Raw genomic sequence first — 15,708 nt, 5'->3', positions numbered from 1 at the left:
ACAGGTCGCCCACATACTGGTTTTGCACGAAAACGTGCTGACGCCAGCGGAAGTGAGGAGCTGCTGCCGTCGTTACACACTAGGGAGGATTACATGTCCAAGACTGACGTAAGCCGTCGCGGCCTGCTGAAAACCGGTGCACTTGCCGGTTCCGGCCTGGCGCTGCCGACGATCTTCACAGCGCAAAGCGCACATGCGTATACCAACGAACCCACCGGCAGCAGCGTGACGCTGGGCTTCAACGTGCCCCAGACAGGCCCCTATGCCGACGAAGGCGCAGACGAGCTGCGCGCGTATCAGCTGGCGATCGAACACCTGAACGGTGGCGGCGACGGCGGTATGCTGAACACCTTCAGCTCCAAGGCGCTGCAGGGTAACGGCATCCTGGGCAAAGAGGTGAAATACGTCACCGGCGACACCCAGACCAAATCGGACGCGGCACGCGCATCTGCCAAGTCGATGATCGAAAAAGACGGCGCTGTCATGATCACCGGTGGTTCGTCCTCTGGTGTGGCCGTGGCCGTGCAGGCGCTCTGCCAAGAGGCGGGCGTGATCTTCATGGCGGGCCTGACGCACTCCAACGACACCACTGGCAAAGACAAACGCGCCAATGGCTTCCGTCACTTCTTCAACTCCTACATGTCGGGCGCAGCCCTGGCACCGGTGCTGGCAAACGCGTACGGCAAAGACCGCAAGGCCTATCACCTGACAGCGGACTACAACTGGGGTTACACCACAGAAGAAGCCGTCCGCTCTTCGACCGAGGCGATGGGCTGGGAAACTGTTGCGGCGGTCAAAACCCCGCTGACCCAGACCGACTTCTCGTCCTACATTGCTCCGGTCCTGCAGTCGGGCGCCGATACGCTGATTCTGAACCACTACGGCGGCAACATGGTGAACTCTCTCACCAACGCGGTGCAGTTCGGCCTGCGCGACAAGCAGGTAAACGGCAAGGACTTCCAGATCGTTGTTCCGCTCTACTCCCGCCTGATGGCAAAAGGTGCGGGCGCCAACGTGAAGGGCATCTTTGGCTCCACCAACTGGCACTGGTCGCTGCAGGACGAAGGCTCCAAGGCCTTTGTGCGCTCCTTCGGCACCAAATACGGCTTCCCGCCGAGCCAGGCTGCGCACACCTGCTATGTGCAAACCCTGCTCTATGCTGACGCTGTGCAGCGTGCAGGCTCCTTTGCGCCTTGTGCGGTGGCAGAAGCGCTGGAAGGCTATGAGTTCGACGGTCTGGGCAACGGCAAGACGCTGTATCGCGCCGAAGACCACCAGTGCTTCAAGGACGTGCTGGTTGTGAAGGGTAAAGAAAACCCGACATCCGAGTTCGACCTTCTGGAAATCGTCGAAGTCACCCCGGTTGAGCAGGTCACCTATGCGCCTGACCATCCGCAGTTCTCCGGCGGTGCACTCGGCACCTGCAACAACGGGGCGTAACCCCCGGGCGCCATCAGGCGCTGCATGAACTGGCGGGCGGCGGGCCCGGTTTGACAGGCCCCCGCCCCACGTTGCCGCTCCCCACAATCTGGCCGCTTCCGGCTTCAATCGCTTTACGCACTCACACTCTCAAAGGGTGGGACAATGGACGCTATAATCCTTCAAATCCTGAACGGGCTCGACAAGGGCTCGGCCTATGCGCTGATTGCGCTGGGTCTGACACTTATCTTCGGCACGCTTGGTGTTGTGAACTTTGCCCATGGCGCGCTGTTCATGATCGGCGCTTTCTGCGCTGTGACCCTGTCGCGCATTCTGACACTCAGCCATACGGTGATCGACGAAACCAAGACCGACTTTCTCGGCAACCCGCTGAAGGTAGACGTGCCCTATGTGCATGACATCTTTGGCATTGCGGCCGGCAATGCGATCATCGACTGGGCTGTTCCGCTGGCGATCCTCTTTGCGATCCCGGTGATGATCCTGGTCGGCGTCGTCATGGAACGTGGCCTCATCAAACATTTCTACAAGCGTCCCCACGCAGACCAGATCCTCGTGACCTTTGGTCTGGCGATCGTGCTGCAGGAAGTCATCAAGTATTTCTACGGCGCAAACCCGATCCCGACCCCCGCGCCCGCGGCGTTCAAGGGCTCCTTTGATTTTGGGGCCGCCATCGGATTTGATCCCAACCTGATCATCTATCCATACTGGCGGATCATCTATTTCCTCTTTGCAACGCTGATTATCGGTGGCGTCTTTGCCTTCCTGCAGTTCACCACCTTCGGCATGGTGGTTCGTGCCGGGATGGCCGACCGCGAGACTGTTGGCCTTCTGGGTATCAACATCGACAAGCGCTTCACCATCATGTTCGGCATCGCTGCTGCTGTCGCGGGGCTTGCAGGTGTGATGTACACACCCATCAACTCTCCCAATTACCACATGGGCATGGACTTCCTGGTCCTCAGCTTTGTTGTGGTGGTTGTGGGTGGCATGGGCTCCCTTCCTGGCGCGGTGCTTGCAGGGTTCCTGCTGGGTGTGCTCGAGAGCTTTGCCTCCATGCGTGAGGTCATCGACATCATCCCCGGCATCAACCAGATCATCATCTATCTGGTCGCAATCATCATTCTGCTCACCCGCCCCCGAGGCCTGATGGGCCGCAAGGGTGTGATGGAGGACTAAGCCATGAAAAGCCTGACAAAAAACGATCTTACTCTCCTGGTTGCCGTGGCGTTTCTGACCCTGTTTGCACCCTTTATCCTGAACCCCTTCCCCGAAGGCAGCGCCATGGCGCAGTTCAATGCGGGCTATCCTGACCTGATGCAGCGCTTTGTGATCTTTGGGATCTTTGCGATTGGCTTCAACATCCTGTTCGGCCTGACCGGTTACCTTTCCTTTGGACATGCCGCCTTTCTGGGTGTCGGGTCCTATGCGGCGGTGTGGATGTTCAAACTGCTGAGCATGAATGTCATTCCCGCAATCATCCTGTCGGTCATCGTGGCGGGCCTGTTTTCCCTGCTGATCGGCTTTGTGAGCCTGCGCCGCTCTGGAATCTACTTCTCCATCCTGACCTTGGCCTTTGCTCAGATGATGTTTGCGCTTGCCTATTCGGTTCTGACACCGATCACGGGCGGTGAAACCGGCTTGCAGCTGGCGCTGGATGATCCGCGTATTCTGGGCTCCAGCCAGACACCCGAAGGCAACATCCCTGTGCCGGGCCTGTTCGGCATGGAAATGCGCGACAGCTTTGATCTTGAGCTGGGCAGCTGGGTCTTTACCTTCAACATCGGGTACTACTTCTGCGCGCTGGTGCTGATCGCCTCCTTCTATCTGGCCATCCGCATCTTCCGGTCCCCTTTTGGCATGATGCTGCGGGCTGTGAAGTCCAACCAGCAGCGCATGAACTACACCGGCCTGAACACCCGCCCCTACACCCTGGCAGCATTTGTCATCTCCGGGATGTACGCAGGGCTTGCCGGTGGCCTGATGGCCTCCATGGACCCGCTGGCCGGCGCCGAGCGCATGCAGTGGACCGCATCTGGTGAAGTTGTCCTGATGACCATCCTCGGGGGGGCCGGCACGCTGATCGGTCCGGTACTTGGGGCAGGTTTCATCAAGTATTTCGAGAACATCTTCTCCAAGATCAATGCAACGATCCTGCACGAATGGTTCGCCTTTCTGCCAGACGGGCTTGAGGATTTCATCGTCGCCATCCTCTATCCCTTCATCGGCAAAGGCTGGCATCTGACCCTCGGCATTCTGTTCATGATGGTCGTGATCTTCCTGCCCGGTGGTCTGGTCGAAGGCGGGCAGCGCATCCGCAGCTGGTTGCAGGCGCGCAAGTCCAAGAACGGCCGCCCCAACGGCACAACCGAACCCGCGGAATAAGGAGCAAAACCAATGGGTATCCTTGAAGTCAAAAACGTGGGCAAACGGTTTGGTGGCCTGCAGGCCCTGTCCGAAGTGAACCTGAGCGTGCGCGAAAACAGCGTGCACGCCATCATCGGCCCCAATGGCGCAGGCAAGTCCACCCTGCTGAACTGCCTGGTGGGCAAGCTGATCCCTGACACCGGATCGGTGATGTTCGACGGCAAATCGGTCCTGGGACGTGCCCCTTACGAAATCAACCAGATGGGAATTTCGCGGGTGTTCCAGACCCCGGAGATCTTTGGTGATCTGACCGTGTTGGAAAACATGCTGATCCCGTGCTTTGCCAAACGGGACGGCGCGTTTGAACTGAACGCGATTTCTTCGGTCATGGATCAGAAAGAGGTGCTGGAAAAAGCCGAACATATGCTGGAAGAGATGAACATGGCAGACAAGCGGCATATGCATGCTGCGGCCATGTCTCGGGGGGACAAACGCCGCCTGGAAATCGGCATGTGTCTCAGCCAGGAGCCGCGCCTGCTGCTCTTGGATGAACCGACAGCGGGCATGGCACGCGCTGACACCAACAACACCATCGACCTGCTGAAACAGATCTCTGACGAACGCGACATCACCATCGCGATCATCGAACATGACATGCACGTCGTGTTCTCGCTTGCAGATCGCATCACTGTTCTGGCCCAGGGCACGCCCCTTGTCGAAGACGATCCCCAGAACATTAAAGGCAACCCGAAGGTCCGTGAAGCCTACCTCGGCGAGTCGGCGTAAGGAGACCGAAAATGAACGTCAAACCTGACTTTTCCAAACACGCCAATCACGCAACCACTGCCCCGGCGTTTCTGTCGATCTGGGACATGCACGCCTACTACGGTGAGAGCTACATCGTGCAGGGCGTGTCCTTCAACGTCCACGAGGGTGAAATTCTTGCACTGCTGGGCCGCAACGGCGCCGGCAAGACATCTACCCTGCGGTCCATTGCCCGCACCGGTTCCCCCATGGTGACCAAGGGCGAGATCTGGCTCGACCATCAGCCATTGCACAAGATGAGCTCGCACGAGGCTTCGGCCGCCGGGCTTGGCCTGGTGCCGGAAGATCGCCGCATCATTCCCGGCCTCACGGTTGAGGAAAACCTGCAGCTGGCCCAGATTGCACCGCCCATAGGCTGGTCAATCGAGCGTCTTTATGAGCTCTTCCCCCGCCTTGGCGAGCGCCGCAAGCAGGAGGGCGTCACACTGTCCGGGGGTGAGCAGCAGATGTTGGCGATTGCCCGCGCTCTGGCGCGCGACATCAAGGTTCTGCTGCTGGATGAACCCTACGAAGGCCTGGCACCTGTGATCGTGGACGAGATCGAAAAGACGCTCGTGCACATCAAGGAACAGGGCATCACCACGATCATCGTCGAGCAGAACGCCGTGCGAGCGCTGGAACTGGCGGATCGTGCCGTGATCCTCGACACCGGCGGCATCGTCTTTGATGGCTCCGCTGCCGAAGTGCTGGAAAATGAAGAGCTGCGCGCAGAGTATCTGGCCATCTGATCCGAACACTCCCCGTCAGACCGGATTGGTCTCCGGTCTTGGCTGACTTCGGGCCGATGCGCGCATCGGCCCATTTTTCTTTGTCATCCCTGCCAAGAGATTCGCTTGGCTTTGGTTGGATCCAGCGTTTATCTGCACACATGACCGATCTTGCATTTGAATTCGCCCCTGTCGGCATCGCCCTACTGGACCGCCGCGTCATCCAACACTGCAATCGCCAGTTTGCAGAGACATTCGGCGGCGTGCCTTCCGCCTATGAAGGCGTCCCCATTGCTGAACTCTACCCGAGCCAGGAGGATTTCCAGCGCATCGGCGATCGGCTGCAGCGAGAAGACGCAAAATCGGGCCAATACAACGATGAACGGATCATGCGCAGACGCGATGGCACCCTGTTTTGGTGCCGGGTGCGTGGACAGTCCCTTTCAACGGAAGAGCCTTTCCGGACAGGGGTTTGGACCTTCGCCGACATCTCGGATGATCGGCCTGTCGTCACCCTGACCCCCCGCGAGAGGGATGTTGCGATCCTGACCTGCCGGGGTCTCTCGGCCAAGGAAATCGGTGCCGAGCTCAATCTTTCCTACCGCACGATCGAAACCCATCGCGCGCATCTTCTGGAAAAGTTCTCAGCCCGCAAACTCCCGGAATTGGTGGCAAAACTGAGCGGCATGCCGCTTTGAGGCCCAATTTGAGGGACCGGATTGCAAACCGGCGCATCCCGGCCCATGTTGGTGTCAGCCTTGTGAGTGCTTTCCTTGTGGTAAAGCATACCCTATAAGCGCCATCAAAACTTATGCCCGCAGGCCTTTGCGGGCCTGTCGGAACCGGCTGAGGACAAAAATGACAAACAAAACTCACGAAGCAGATGTTTCTTTCATCAAGGCACTGGCGGAGCTTCTGCGCGACAACGACCTGACCGAGCTGCAGGTAAAACGTGACTACGGCGAAGATGACAGCCTGAACGTGCGCGTCTCGCGCCAGATCATGGCTGCTCCGGCCGCCCCCGTTCAGGCCTATGCTGCGCCTGCCGCGGCCCCCGCTGCTGCACCTGCCCCCGCTGCTGCACCTGCTGCCGCGCCCGCGGCATCGGATGACCCGGCAAGCCACCCTGGCGCAGTGACCTCGCCGATGGTTGGCACCGTCTACACCCAGCCCGAACCCGGCGCACCGACTTTTGTCAAAGTGGGCGACCAGGTTGCTGAAGGCGATACCCTGCTGATCGTCGAAGCGATGAAGACCATGAACCACATCCCGGCCCCCAAGGCTGGCACGATCAAGCGTATCCTCGTGGAAGACGGCGCAGCGGTCGAATTTGGATCTCCGCTGGTTATCATCGAGTAAGGATCCGCCATGTTTGACAAGATCCTGATTGCCAACCGTGGTGAGATCGCGCTGCGCGTGATCCGCGCCTGTCGCGAGATGGGCATCCAGTCGGTTGCGGTCCACTCCACTGCGGATGCAGACGCGATGCACGTGCGCATGGCCGATGAATCCGTCTGCATCGGCCCGCCTTCCGGGACGCAAAGCTACCTGTCGATTCCGGCGATCATCTCGGCTTGTGAAATCACTGGCGCGCAGGCGATCCACCCCGGCTATGGCTTCCTGTCCGAGAACGCGAACTTTGTGCAGATCGTCGAAGATCACGGCCTGACCTTCATCGGCCCGACCGCGGAACATATCCGCATCATGGGCGACAAGATCACCGCGAAAGACACCATGAAGGAACTGGGCGTGCCCTGCGTTCCCGGCTCTGATGGCGGCGTTCCTGATCTGGCTGCTGCCAAGAAGATCGGCGAAGAGATCGGCTATCCGGTCATCATCAAGGCAACAGCCGGTGGTGGTGGCCGCGGCATGAAGGTGGCGAAGACCGCTGCCGACATGGAACAGGCCTTCATGACCGCCCGGGCCGAGGGCAAGGCCGCCTTTGGCAACGACGAAGTCTATATCGAAAAATACCTGACCACCCCCCGCCACATCGAGATTCAGGTCTTTGGTGACGGTAAGGGCAAGGCGGTTCATCTGGGTGAGCGCGACTGTTCTCTGCAGCGCCGTCACCAGAAGGTGTTCGAAGAGGCACCGGGCCCCTGCATCACCGAGGAAGAGCGCGCCCGTATCGGCAAGATCTGTGCGGATGCGGTTGCCAAGATCAACTACATCGGCGCAGGCACCATCGAGTTCCTCTATGAAAACGGCGAGTTCTATTTCATCGAGATGAACACACGTCTGCAGGTGGAACACCCTGTGACCGAAGGCATCTTTGGTGTCGATCTCGTGCGCGAACAGATCCGTGTTGCCGCCGGTCTGCCGATGTCTTTTGGCCAGGATGATCTGGTCATCAACGGCCACTCCATCGAGGTCCGGATCAACGCGGAAAAGCTGCCGAACTTTGCGCCCTGCCCCGGCAAGATTACCCAGTATCACGCCCCCGGCGGCCTGGGTGTTCGGATGGATTCCGCGCTGTATGATGGCTATTCGATCCCGCCCTACTACGACAGCCTGATCGGCAAGCTGATCGTGCACGGGCGCGACCGCCCCGAGGCGCTGGCCCGTCTGAGCCGCGCATTGGGTGAGCTGATCGTGGATGGTATCGACACCACTGTGCCGCTGTTTCACGCGCTGCTGGAAGAGAAAGACATCCATACCGGTGAATACAACATTCACTGGCTTGAGAAATGGCTGGAAAGCAACCTCGGCAATAGCTGAGGAATTGACTAGCATGACGGGGCGGCCCACTGGGCTGCCCCGTTTCTTATTGACCCATGCTCAGCCCCAACAACGTCTGACCACTCCCTATCGCCATGATGACCCTGACCCCAGACCTGCTGCTGCACGCCTATTCTGTCGGCGTCTTCCCCATGGCAGAAAGCCGGGACGATCCAGAGGTGTTCTGGGTGGACCCCAAACGCCGTGGCGTGTTTCCGATTGGTGGATTTCGCCTTTCACGCTCATTGGCCAAAACCATCCGCAAGGGCGACTATGAAGTCAGAGTGAACCACGATTTCGCCGCCGTGGTTGATGGCTGTGCAGACCGCGAAGAGACCTGGATCAACCCTGAAATCCGCGACCGTTACATCGATCTGCACGAGCAGGGAAATGCGCATTCAGTGGAAATCTATCACGACGGAGATCTGAGCGGCGGCGTCTATGGCGTGTCACTGGCAGGTGCATTCTTTGGCGAGAGCATGTTTTCCAGGCGGCGTGACGCATCAAAGATTGCCCTGGCCTATCTTCTCGACCGGCTGGAGATCTCAGGCTTTATCCTGTGTGACACACAGTTCCTGACAGCCCATCTGGCGTCCCTCGGCGCTGTGGAAATCAGCCGTGCCAGCTATCGCCGCCAGCTTGCGTCTGCGCTTGAAGTTGAAGCCGATTTCACCGCCGCAGCAGTGCCGAGCCCTCAGGCGCTGGTGCAGCGCATGACCCAGATATCATAGCGACTGTGATCAAGAGCGTTCAGCGCCGGGCTTGAGGCGATCATCCAGCCATCAAAAAACACGGTGCCGTCATTGGGATCGCGCACTGTGAGATAGGCAAAGGCATCGCCGGTCGGGTTGTCCGCAGGGTAGCGACAGTCCATCACATTCACGATGACGCCAAAGATTTCCGCGCTGCTGCCGACCGGGACCTCAAGATCCTGCGTCTGCCCGTTCACCTTATCCAGGCCACGCAGAATGGCCGATTGACCCTGCACCGCATCCCCCTGCTGGGAGAGGGCCGCACTTGCCCCCAGTGCAAGGGCCGCAAAACAGGCAAGCAGCCGACGCATCAGGATTCGTCCCCGCTACCGGCCACGAATTTCACCAGAAGAGATATCAAGCTGACCGCGCCCTGCGTGTCCTCGATCGCATCACCAGGCTCAAACGCGAAGGGAGAGCCACCAGGCATCACCTCGACAAAGTTGCCGCCCAGAAGCCCCTCGGAGGAGATCACGATGGCACTATCATCCGGGATTTCGATCCCGTCTTGAACGGAAAACCGCGTATCTGCACGAAAGGTCTGCGGGTTCAGATCTACGCCTGTGACAGTCCCGATCTTCACGCCCGCCAGCCGCACATCCGTGCCGACGCTCACCCCTTCGAGCGAGCGGAAAGAGGCGTTCAGCTCATAAGAGCTCCCTCCGCTGGAAATACCAGCAGCCTGCCCTGCGTAAACGGCAAAACCGATGGCGGCGGCCAGAACCAAACCGCCTGCGAGAACCTCAGTGGTATTGTGTGACATGCCGCTTCTGCCTCTGTGCGAAGATCACCCTGCCGCTACGGACAGGAAAACGGCGCCTCAATACTGGCGCCGCAAACTGTGGTCGTCCGGAGCTTATTCCGGCGACCATGCCTCGTAGTCGCTGCGCTCTTTCGGGGCACCACCTGCGCGGATGGAGCCAGCAGGCGCATAGGCCATCATGGTGCCGGTCAGGTTTTCCTGATGCGGCTTTTCCCAGGATTTATGGGCCAGCGGCTTCTCGCTTGGCAGCTCGTCAAAAGTGCGGTGCAGCCAGCCGTGCCAATCAGCGCTGATGCGCGAGGCCTCGACCTCACCGTTGAACATGACCCAGCGACGGCTGTCATCGTGGTTGCGATAGAACACATTGCCCTGATCGTCCTCACCCACTTTGATACCCTTGCGGGCGGTGAAGATACGTGTGTTCAGGGTTGCGCCATTCCACCAGGTCACGGCACCCAGGATAGAGTTCAGGATTCCCATCGGTTCCTCCGAAAATTTCGCTTCTGATATGGCGCAATTTCATCCCAAGGTCCAGACACCCTGCGCCCTGGGAGCAAGAACTGGCAAAACTTCTGGCCAATTACACATTCTGGCCACATTCATGCGCCATAGTCTTGGCAATTCATTAAATGACGATTGAGCTGCCCCATGCGTACACTAGCGCTGCTTGTTTCAATGATGGCCCTGTCCATCGCCGTTCTCGACCTGATCGATAGCACCGACCGTGTTGTCACCCATAGGTACGACACCAACGGGGTGAAACTGGTGCGCAACAGTCAAGCCGATCGCCACCCTATCGCAAGAGCTGCAAGTGAGACTGTGGATGCTGTGCGCTCAGTCATCGGGCTGTCACCTGAACCACAGCTGAGCCCGCTGCAGCAGCTGATGAAGCAACGCCGGGAAGATACCCAGAAAACTGACGTGCTAAAGTTCTGATCCCCAGCACGTCACGCCCATCGCACAGCTATTCAGTCATTGGCCGGTGCCAGTGCTGTCACTTCGATCTCGATCCGGAACTTGGGATCGATCAGATCGCATGCGATCATGGTTGCCGCAGGCGGGTTGTCACCAAAGGTTTCTGCCAGAATGGGCCAGCAGGGCTCAAATTCGGCAGCATCCGGCAGATAGTAGTTAACGCGCACCACATCCGCAAAGCTCGCGCCGGCCTTTTCCAGGGCCGCCCCGATGGTTTCGAGCGCCGACTTGCATTGCGCCACCACATCGTCGCCCTGCCCCACGGTTCCCGCCACATGCACAAAGCCGCCAGCAACAACCGCACGGCAATAGCCGATCTTGGCCTCAAACTCACCGCCTGAAGAAATACGTTTGATCACCTGTTCGTCCTTTCCAACGAAAAACGGCACGGGAATATCCCATGCCGTTTTCCATGTCTCTAAAATTCTTGAGAGAAATCAGCCGGCAGTGGCTGGCTCTTTCTCGGCATCTGCGTGGATCATCAGCGGCTGTGCGTCCGAGGTCACGGCCTCTTCGTTTACAACGACCTTCTCCACGCTCTCCATGCCCGGAAGATCAAACATGGTGTCCAGCAGGATGTCCTCGAGGATGGAACGCAGACCACGGGCGCCGGTTTTGCGTTCGATTGCACGTTTCGCAATCGCGCTCAGCGCTTCGTCGGTAAAGTCCAGCTCGGTATCTTCCAGCTCGAACAGACGCTGATACTGCTTGACCAGAGCATTCTTCGGCTTGGTCAGGATGGTGATCAGCGCATCTTCGTCCAGATCTTCCAGAGTTGCCAGAACCGGCAGACGGCCCACGAATTCCGGGATCAGACCGAACTTCAGCAGATCTTCCGGCTCCAGGTCCTTGAAGGTCTCGCCGACGCCTGCGTCGCTTTCTTCACGGACGTCCGCGCCAAAGCCCATGGCAGAGCCTTTGCCACGCTGTTTGATGATCTTGTCCAGACCCGCAAAAGCGCCGCCGCAGATGAACAGGATGTTCGTTGTGTCAACCTGCAGGAACTCCTGCTGCGGGTGCTTGCGGCCGCCCTGCGGCGGAACCGAGGCAACAGTGCCTTCCATCAACTTCAGCAGCGCCTGCTGTACGCCCTCGCCCGACACGTCACGGGTGATGGAGGGGTTTTCAGACTTGCGGGTGATCTTGTCGACCTCGTCGATGTAAACGATGCCGCGCTGTGCGCGTTCAACGTTGTACTCCGATGCCTGCAACAGCTTCAGGATGATGTTTTCGACATCTTCACCAACGTACCCCGCCTCGGTGAGGGTGGTGGCATCCGCCATGGTGAACGGCACGTCCAGAATGCGCGCCAATGTCTGGGCAAGAAGCGTCTTGCCGCAACCGGTCGGGCCGATCAGCAGGATGTTCGACTTCGAAAGCTCAATGTCGTTGCCCGCTTTTTGCACGTGGTTCAGACGCTTGTAGTGGTTGTGCACCGCAACCGACAGAACGCGCTTGGCCATTGCCTGACCGATCACGTAATCGTCCAGAACCTCGCAAATGTCCTTTGGTGTGGGAACTCCGTCGGTGGACTTCAGGCCAGAAGCCTTCGTCTCTTCGCGGATGATGTCCATGCACAGTTCGACGCATTCGTCGCAGATGAACACGGTTGGGCCCGCAATTAGCTTGCGCACCTCATGCTGGCTCTTGCCGCAGAAGCTGCAGTAAAGCGTGTTCTTGCTGTCGCCGCTTGAGTTCGTTGCCATGGTCTACCTTTCCGTCCGGGGCGTGCATGCGCCTCCTGCGCCACCCGTATTCTTGACAGCTTATGCCACCGGCACAGCCGCCACAATCGCAAAGTGTGCCCTGACGCCCGGAGGGCACACCCTAGTTCGCACCGCCTATCAGCTGTCGTCGCTGTCCAGCTTGCTGCGGTTCTCGACGATCTCGTCGATGAGGCCAAATTCCTTGGCTTCTTCCGGAGACATGAAGTTGTCACGCTCTAGCGCGTTGACAATGCTGTCATAATCCTGGCCGGTGTGTTTGACGTAGATCTCGTTCAGACGCTTCTTGAGCTTCAGGGTCTCTTCGGCGTGGATCATGATGTCGGTGGCCTGCCCCTGGAAGCCGCCGGAGGGCTGGTGCACCATCACACGAGAGTTCGGCAGCGAGAAACGCATGCCAGGCTCACCCGCGGTCAGCAGCAGCGACCCCATCGAAGCCGCCTGACCAATCACCAGGGTGGAAACCTTGGGTTTGATGTACTGCATGGTGTCGTAGATCGACAGACCAGACGTCACCACACCACCCGGGCTGTTGATGTACATGGAGATTTCCTTGGACGGGTTTTCCGCCTCAAGGTGCAGCAGCTGCGCCACGATCAGAGAGGACATCCCGTCATGAACCGGACCGTTCAGGAAGATGATCCGCTCCTTCAGCAGGCGCGAAAAGATGTCATAGGCGCGTTCACCGCGGCTGGTCTGCTCAACCACCATCGGCACCAGCGTGTTCATGTATGTTTCTCTTGGATCGACCATTTTGACCTGCCTGCTTTCAAATACGTCGGCACCATAGCCGACTAGGTGTTACCTGAGTCTTAGTGCCGCCACATTTGGGCTGCAAGGGGGCCGAATGAATTTGCCCCATCCTGACCTGCAGGCAACAGACCAGTTAAAATTTGCGCAAAATTTCGCGCGCCCTGCGCAGGGCCCGTGGTTCAGCCCCGCTTTCTGTCGAAATACGTCGGTTTGCGGTCGCAATTTGTTGGCTGACCTGCGGCCCTAGGGTTTACTTGTCGAAAATCAATGATCCCCTGCCCCAGCAGGCCTGTTTCGGGCTCCTGACATGACCGACAACTATTTCGTGCAGAAGGGGGCATCAGCCAAGCTGAATGTCCCATTCCATGGCAAGACGCAGGACTTCTATTTCCTGTTGCTGCCCAAGGCGACCATGTTGCCCGTTGCTGCGGCGGTTGAACCGCTGCGCATTGCAAATCAGGTGACCAACTCACAGCTCTATCGCTGGTATGTGATGACACCCGATGGCGCGCCCATCCGCTGCTCAAACGGGATGACGATCACACCGGACCTGCCGATGGGCTCGCTACCGGCAGAAGCCTCAGCCTTTGTTTGCGCAGGGGTCGAGCCCCAGAATGCAGCAAATGAATCGGTTTTGAACTGGCTCAGACGGGAACGCCGATTTGGTCGCTCCATCGGCGGGATCTGTACCGGGGCTTTTGCGCTCGCCCAAGCCGGGCTTCTTGGACAGGAACGGTTTACGCTGCATTGGGAAAACCAACCGGGGTTTGTCGAACGGTTCCCCGATCTCCTGCCCTCTCCCCGGATTTTTGAGATCAGCAACAAGCTGATGACATGTGGCGGCGGCAATGCGGCAACCGACATGATGCTGAACCTGATCGAAGAACAGCACGGCAAGCAGCTGGCCATTATCGTGGCCGACATGTGCCTGCATGTCCGCAATGGCGGCCAAAGCACGCCGCAGAAATCCAACTATGCCGTGGCAATCGGTAGCCGCAATCAGCGACTGCTGAACGCGCTGCAGCTGATGCAGGAATCAATCGAAGAACCGCTGTCCATCGCTGAGCTTTGCGACCGCCTCGATATTTCCAGACGCCAGCTGGAACGCCTGTTCTCGCGCTATCTGAACCAAAGCCCGATGCATGTGTACTTCGACATGCGGCTCAGCCACGCTTTTGCCCTGATGAACGAAACCTCCATGTCAGTGACAGAGATCGCGCTCGCATCAGGGTTCAACTCTGCCACGCATTTCTCCCGCCAGTTCAAGCGCAAGTTCGGCGCCAGCCCGCATTTCTTCCGCAAGGGGTGGAACTGAAAGGGGCGCGTTGCGCGCACAGGGACCCCGCTGGAAGGCCCAGATCAGGCAAACGCCTCTGCTGCAGCGAGCGCCAGGCCATCGGCAACCGCAGTCATGGCATTGTCGCAGCGCAAATCTGCATAGGGGCAGAGTAACCGCATCTGCGACTGCACCGCCCCCAAAAGAGCAGAGCCGCCGACCAAAACGATCTGCTCCACTTGCGAGGGCGCAAGACCGGCGCGCGACAGCGTTTCTTCCGCACATGCACCGATCGCAGCCACGTCATCTGCAAGGCTGCCCATCATATCGGGTTTGCTCAGCGGGACAGACAGCCCCCGTTCCAGAACCTTGAGATCAATGACCGCAGCCTCCCTATCAGGTTGATTGGCGGCGATTTTCCCGCGTTCAACCGCAAATGCGAGGTCATGGCCCAGTTCATCTTCCAGCACCGCAACAAGACGCGAAAGCTTCTCTGGCTCGACAGCGTTCTTCAGCAGATCCGCAGCCGCACGGCGGCTGTCAGCGGCGTAGAGAAAGGGGATCATCTGCCAGGTCGCGAGGTCGTTGAAGATACGGTTTGGGGCAGGCAATGCGCCATCGCCAAATGTGTTCCGGATCGCCGTTCCGCGCCCCAACAGCGGCATGACATGATCGATGCTCAGCTGTCGGTCAAAATCGGTCCCGCCCAGTCGCACACCATGTGAGGCAAGAATGCGAGTGGACCCATCCGGTTTTTGGTCAAAGGCCGTAAAGTCCGAGGTGCCGCCGCCGATGTCGACGATCAAACCAATGCCCGGGTGGACCTGCGCCGAACGCAATGCGGCTTCCGGCTCTAGCATGAACCGCACGTCTTCAAAACCTGCCGCAAGATAGCAGGCCCGCAAATCCACTTCTGCCTGCGCATTGCGGTCTGCATCCTTGCTATGAAACAAAACCGGTCGCCCCGACAACGCATGGGTGAAGGTCTGGCCGGTTGCGGCCTCGGCGCGGGATTTCAGATCGCCCAGAAATCGGGCGACAACAGTGATGAAATCCACCAACTCGCCACCCAGACGGCGTTTTTCCCGCATCAAAGGCGTGCCCAGCAGGCTCTTCAATGCGCGCATGAAACGTCCTTCATCGCCGTTGATCAGCGCGCGCGTTGCCCGCCGTCCGATCACCATCTTGTGCGTGTCCACATCAAAGAAAACAGCTGTGGGCAAAGTGGTTTCGCCCGGCTCCACCTCAATCAGCCAAGCTGCGCCGTTGACCGCCACCCCAGCAGCGGAGTTGGAGGTGCCAAAGTCGATACCAAGCGTATTGGGAGAAGTCATGAAGGCACCTGCTACAAATCCGCCAAAAGAAGGACGACGTGGCTATCCGATGGCCTGAACAGAAACAAGAGCAA

The 15,708-nt window shown here is 58.8% G+C and carries 18 protein-coding genes; 11 read left to right on the top strand and 7 right to left on the bottom strand.

What is annotated here, in order from left to right:
* The first annotated feature begins 93 nt into the window (after positions 1-93).
* The 9 genes from NIT7645_RS05085 to aat all read left to right on the top strand — a co-directional run bounded on the left by NIT7645_RS05085 (position 94) and on the right by aat (position 8,788).
* On the top strand, positions 94-1,440 hold the full coding sequence (locus NIT7645_RS05085) for a substrate-binding protein (RefSeq protein ID WP_008562839.1): 1,347 nt from the start codon (positions 94-96) through the stop codon (positions 1,438-1,440).
* A gap of 144 nt (positions 1,441-1,584) precedes the next feature.
* Complete coding sequence (locus NIT7645_RS05080; protein WP_008560032.1) at positions 1,585-2,616, top strand: branched-chain amino acid ABC transporter permease; 1,032 nt, start codon at positions 1,585-1,587, stop codon at positions 2,614-2,616.
* 3 nt (positions 2,617-2,619) lie between these two features.
* A complete protein-coding gene (locus tag NIT7645_RS05075) occupies positions 2,620-3,822 on the top strand; it encodes a branched-chain amino acid ABC transporter permease (protein ID WP_008558736.1) in 1,203 nt (400 codons plus the stop codon).
* A 12-nt stretch (positions 3,823-3,834) separates the two neighbouring features.
* Entirely contained in the window at positions 3,835-4,590 is a 756-nt protein-coding gene (locus NIT7645_RS05070) for an ABC transporter ATP-binding protein (protein WP_008558818.1), read from the top strand.
* Positions 4,591-4,601: 11 nt separating this feature from the next.
* A complete protein-coding gene (locus tag NIT7645_RS05065) occupies positions 4,602-5,357 on the top strand; it encodes an ABC transporter ATP-binding protein (protein ID WP_008559605.1) in 756 nt (251 codons plus the stop codon).
* 140 nt (positions 5,358-5,497) lie between these two features.
* Positions 5,498-6,034, top strand: a complete 537-nt coding sequence (locus NIT7645_RS05060; protein WP_037302458.1) for a PAS and helix-turn-helix domain-containing protein — start codon at positions 5,498-5,500, stop codon at positions 6,032-6,034.
* Between the two features lie 160 nt (positions 6,035-6,194).
* Positions 6,195-6,695, top strand: a complete 501-nt coding sequence (accB, locus tag NIT7645_RS05055) for an acetyl-CoA carboxylase biotin carboxyl carrier protein (protein WP_008559452.1) — start codon at positions 6,195-6,197, stop codon at positions 6,693-6,695.
* A gap of 9 nt (positions 6,696-6,704) precedes the next feature.
* Positions 6,705-8,057: an acetyl-CoA carboxylase biotin carboxylase subunit gene (gene accC / locus NIT7645_RS05050; RefSeq protein WP_008560017.1), complete on the top strand. Its 1,353-nt coding sequence runs from the start codon at positions 6,705-6,707 to the stop codon at positions 8,055-8,057.
* Between the two features lie 98 nt (positions 8,058-8,155).
* A complete protein-coding gene (gene aat / locus NIT7645_RS05045; protein ID WP_037302856.1) occupies positions 8,156-8,788 on the top strand; it encodes a leucyl/phenylalanyl-tRNA--protein transferase in 633 nt (210 codons plus the stop codon).
* Here the strand turns inward: aat and NIT7645_RS05040 are convergent.
* The 3 genes from NIT7645_RS05040 to NIT7645_RS05030 form a co-directional block, all read right to left on the bottom strand.
* Positions 8,752-9,120, bottom strand: coding sequence for a DUF2155 domain-containing protein (locus NIT7645_RS05040; protein ID WP_008560351.1), 369 nt, complete (start codon positions 9,118-9,120; stop codon positions 8,752-8,754). The genes aat and NIT7645_RS05040 overlap by 37 nt on opposite strands.
* Positions 9,120-9,572 carry an outer membrane lipid asymmetry maintenance protein MlaD gene (gene mlaD, locus NIT7645_RS05035; RefSeq protein WP_008560191.1) on the bottom strand — a complete coding sequence of 151 codons (453 nt, stop codon included), beginning with the start codon at positions 9,570-9,572 and terminating at the stop codon, positions 9,120-9,122. The genes NIT7645_RS05040 and mlaD overlap by 1 nt, the downstream gene beginning before the upstream one ends.
* A gap of 93 nt (positions 9,573-9,665) precedes the next feature.
* Positions 9,666-10,052 carry an NADH:ubiquinone oxidoreductase subunit NDUFA12 gene (locus NIT7645_RS05030; protein WP_008562098.1) on the bottom strand — a complete coding sequence of 129 codons (387 nt, stop codon included), beginning with the start codon at positions 10,050-10,052 and terminating at the stop codon, positions 9,666-9,668.
* Between the two features lie 168 nt (positions 10,053-10,220).
* Between NIT7645_RS05030 and NIT7645_RS05025 the strand changes: the two genes are divergently transcribed.
* Positions 10,221-10,508 carry a hypothetical protein gene (locus tag NIT7645_RS05025; RefSeq protein WP_037302459.1) on the top strand — a complete coding sequence of 96 codons (288 nt, stop codon included), beginning with the start codon at positions 10,221-10,223 and terminating at the stop codon, positions 10,506-10,508.
* Between the two features lie 32 nt (positions 10,509-10,540).
* Here the strand turns inward: NIT7645_RS05025 and NIT7645_RS05020 are convergent, their stop codons facing one another.
* From NIT7645_RS05020 to NIT7645_RS05010, 3 genes are all read right to left on the bottom strand, one after another.
* Positions 10,541-10,906 carry a RidA family protein gene (locus tag NIT7645_RS05020; protein ID WP_037302857.1) on the bottom strand — a complete coding sequence of 122 codons (366 nt, stop codon included), beginning with the start codon at positions 10,904-10,906 and terminating at the stop codon, positions 10,541-10,543.
* 78 nt (positions 10,907-10,984) lie between these two features.
* Positions 10,985-12,253 (bottom strand): ATP-dependent Clp protease ATP-binding subunit ClpX, encoded by a 1,269-nt coding sequence (clpX, locus tag NIT7645_RS05015; protein ID WP_050686248.1) that lies wholly within the window; start codon positions 12,251-12,253, stop codon positions 10,985-10,987.
* Positions 12,254-12,391: 138 nt separating this feature from the next.
* A complete protein-coding gene (locus NIT7645_RS05010; RefSeq protein WP_037302460.1) occupies positions 12,392-13,024 on the bottom strand; it encodes an ATP-dependent Clp protease proteolytic subunit in 633 nt (210 codons plus the stop codon).
* A 307-nt stretch (positions 13,025-13,331) separates the two neighbouring features.
* On the opposite strand from NIT7645_RS05010, the gene NIT7645_RS05005 reads away from it, so the two are divergent.
* Entirely contained in the window at positions 13,332-14,339 is a 1,008-nt protein-coding gene (locus tag NIT7645_RS05005) for a GlxA family transcriptional regulator (protein WP_008562145.1), read from the top strand.
* A gap of 44 nt (positions 14,340-14,383) precedes the next feature.
* Here NIT7645_RS05005 and NIT7645_RS05000 read toward each other — a convergent pair whose 3' ends face one another.
* Positions 14,384-15,634, bottom strand: a complete 1,251-nt coding sequence (locus tag NIT7645_RS05000) for an Hsp70 family protein (RefSeq protein ID WP_008560892.1) — start codon at positions 15,632-15,634, stop codon at positions 14,384-14,386.
* Positions 15,635-15,708 lie beyond the last annotated feature (74 nt).

Origin of the sequence: Phaeobacter italicus (assembly GCF_001258055.1) — a bacterium.
Lineage (GTDB): Bacteria > Pseudomonadota > Alphaproteobacteria > Rhodobacterales > Rhodobacteraceae > Phaeobacter > Phaeobacter italicus.
Note: the sequence above shows the minus strand (reverse complement) of the source record. Positions and strands in the feature narration are given on the sequence as shown.

Excerpts from the sequence above, each read along its gene's own strand:
- NIT7645_RS05085 (WP_008562839.1), top strand. The coding sequence starts at position 94 with ATGTCCAAGACTGACGTAAGCCGTCGCGGCCTGCTGAAAACCGGTGCA.
- NIT7645_RS05080 (WP_008560032.1), top strand. The coding sequence starts at position 1,585 with ATGGACGCTATAATCCTTCAAATCCTGAACGGGCTCGACAAGGGCTCG.
- NIT7645_RS05075 (WP_008558736.1), top strand. The coding sequence starts at position 2,620 with ATGAAAAGCCTGACAAAAAACGATCTTACTCTCCTGGTTGCCGTGGCG.
- NIT7645_RS05070 (WP_008558818.1), top strand. The coding sequence starts at position 3,835 with ATGGGTATCCTTGAAGTCAAAAACGTGGGCAAACGGTTTGGTGGCCTG.
- NIT7645_RS05065 (WP_008559605.1), top strand. The coding sequence starts at position 4,602 with ATGAACGTCAAACCTGACTTTTCCAAACACGCCAATCACGCAACCACT.
- NIT7645_RS05060 (WP_037302458.1), top strand. The coding sequence starts at position 5,498 with ATGACCGATCTTGCATTTGAATTCGCCCCTGTCGGCATCGCCCTACTG.
- accB (WP_008559452.1), top strand. The coding sequence starts at position 6,195 with ATGACAAACAAAACTCACGAAGCAGATGTTTCTTTCATCAAGGCACTG.
- accC (WP_008560017.1), top strand. The coding sequence starts at position 6,705 with ATGTTTGACAAGATCCTGATTGCCAACCGTGGTGAGATCGCGCTGCGC.
- aat (WP_037302856.1), top strand. The coding sequence starts at position 8,156 with ATGACCCTGACCCCAGACCTGCTGCTGCACGCCTATTCTGTCGGCGTC.
- NIT7645_RS05040 (WP_008560351.1), bottom strand. The coding sequence starts at position 9,120 with ATGCGTCGGCTGCTTGCCTGTTTTGCGGCCCTTGCACTGGGGGCAAGT.
- mlaD (WP_008560191.1), bottom strand. The coding sequence starts at position 9,572 with ATGTCACACAATACCACTGAGGTTCTCGCAGGCGGTTTGGTTCTGGCC.
- NIT7645_RS05030 (WP_008562098.1), bottom strand. The coding sequence starts at position 10,052 with ATGGGAATCCTGAACTCTATCCTGGGTGCCGTGACCTGGTGGAATGGC.
- NIT7645_RS05025 (WP_037302459.1), top strand. The coding sequence starts at position 10,221 with ATGCGTACACTAGCGCTGCTTGTTTCAATGATGGCCCTGTCCATCGCC.
- clpX (WP_050686248.1), bottom strand. The coding sequence starts at position 12,253 with ATGGCAACGAACTCAAGCGGCGACAGCAAGAACACGCTTTACTGCAGC.
- NIT7645_RS05010 (WP_037302460.1), bottom strand. The coding sequence starts at position 13,024 with ATGGTCGATCCAAGAGAAACATACATGAACACGCTGGTGCCGATGGTG.
- NIT7645_RS05005 (WP_008562145.1), top strand. The coding sequence starts at position 13,332 with ATGACCGACAACTATTTCGTGCAGAAGGGGGCATCAGCCAAGCTGAAT.
- NIT7645_RS05000 (WP_008560892.1), bottom strand. The coding sequence starts at position 15,634 with ATGACTTCTCCCAATACGCTTGGTATCGACTTTGGCACCTCCAACTCC.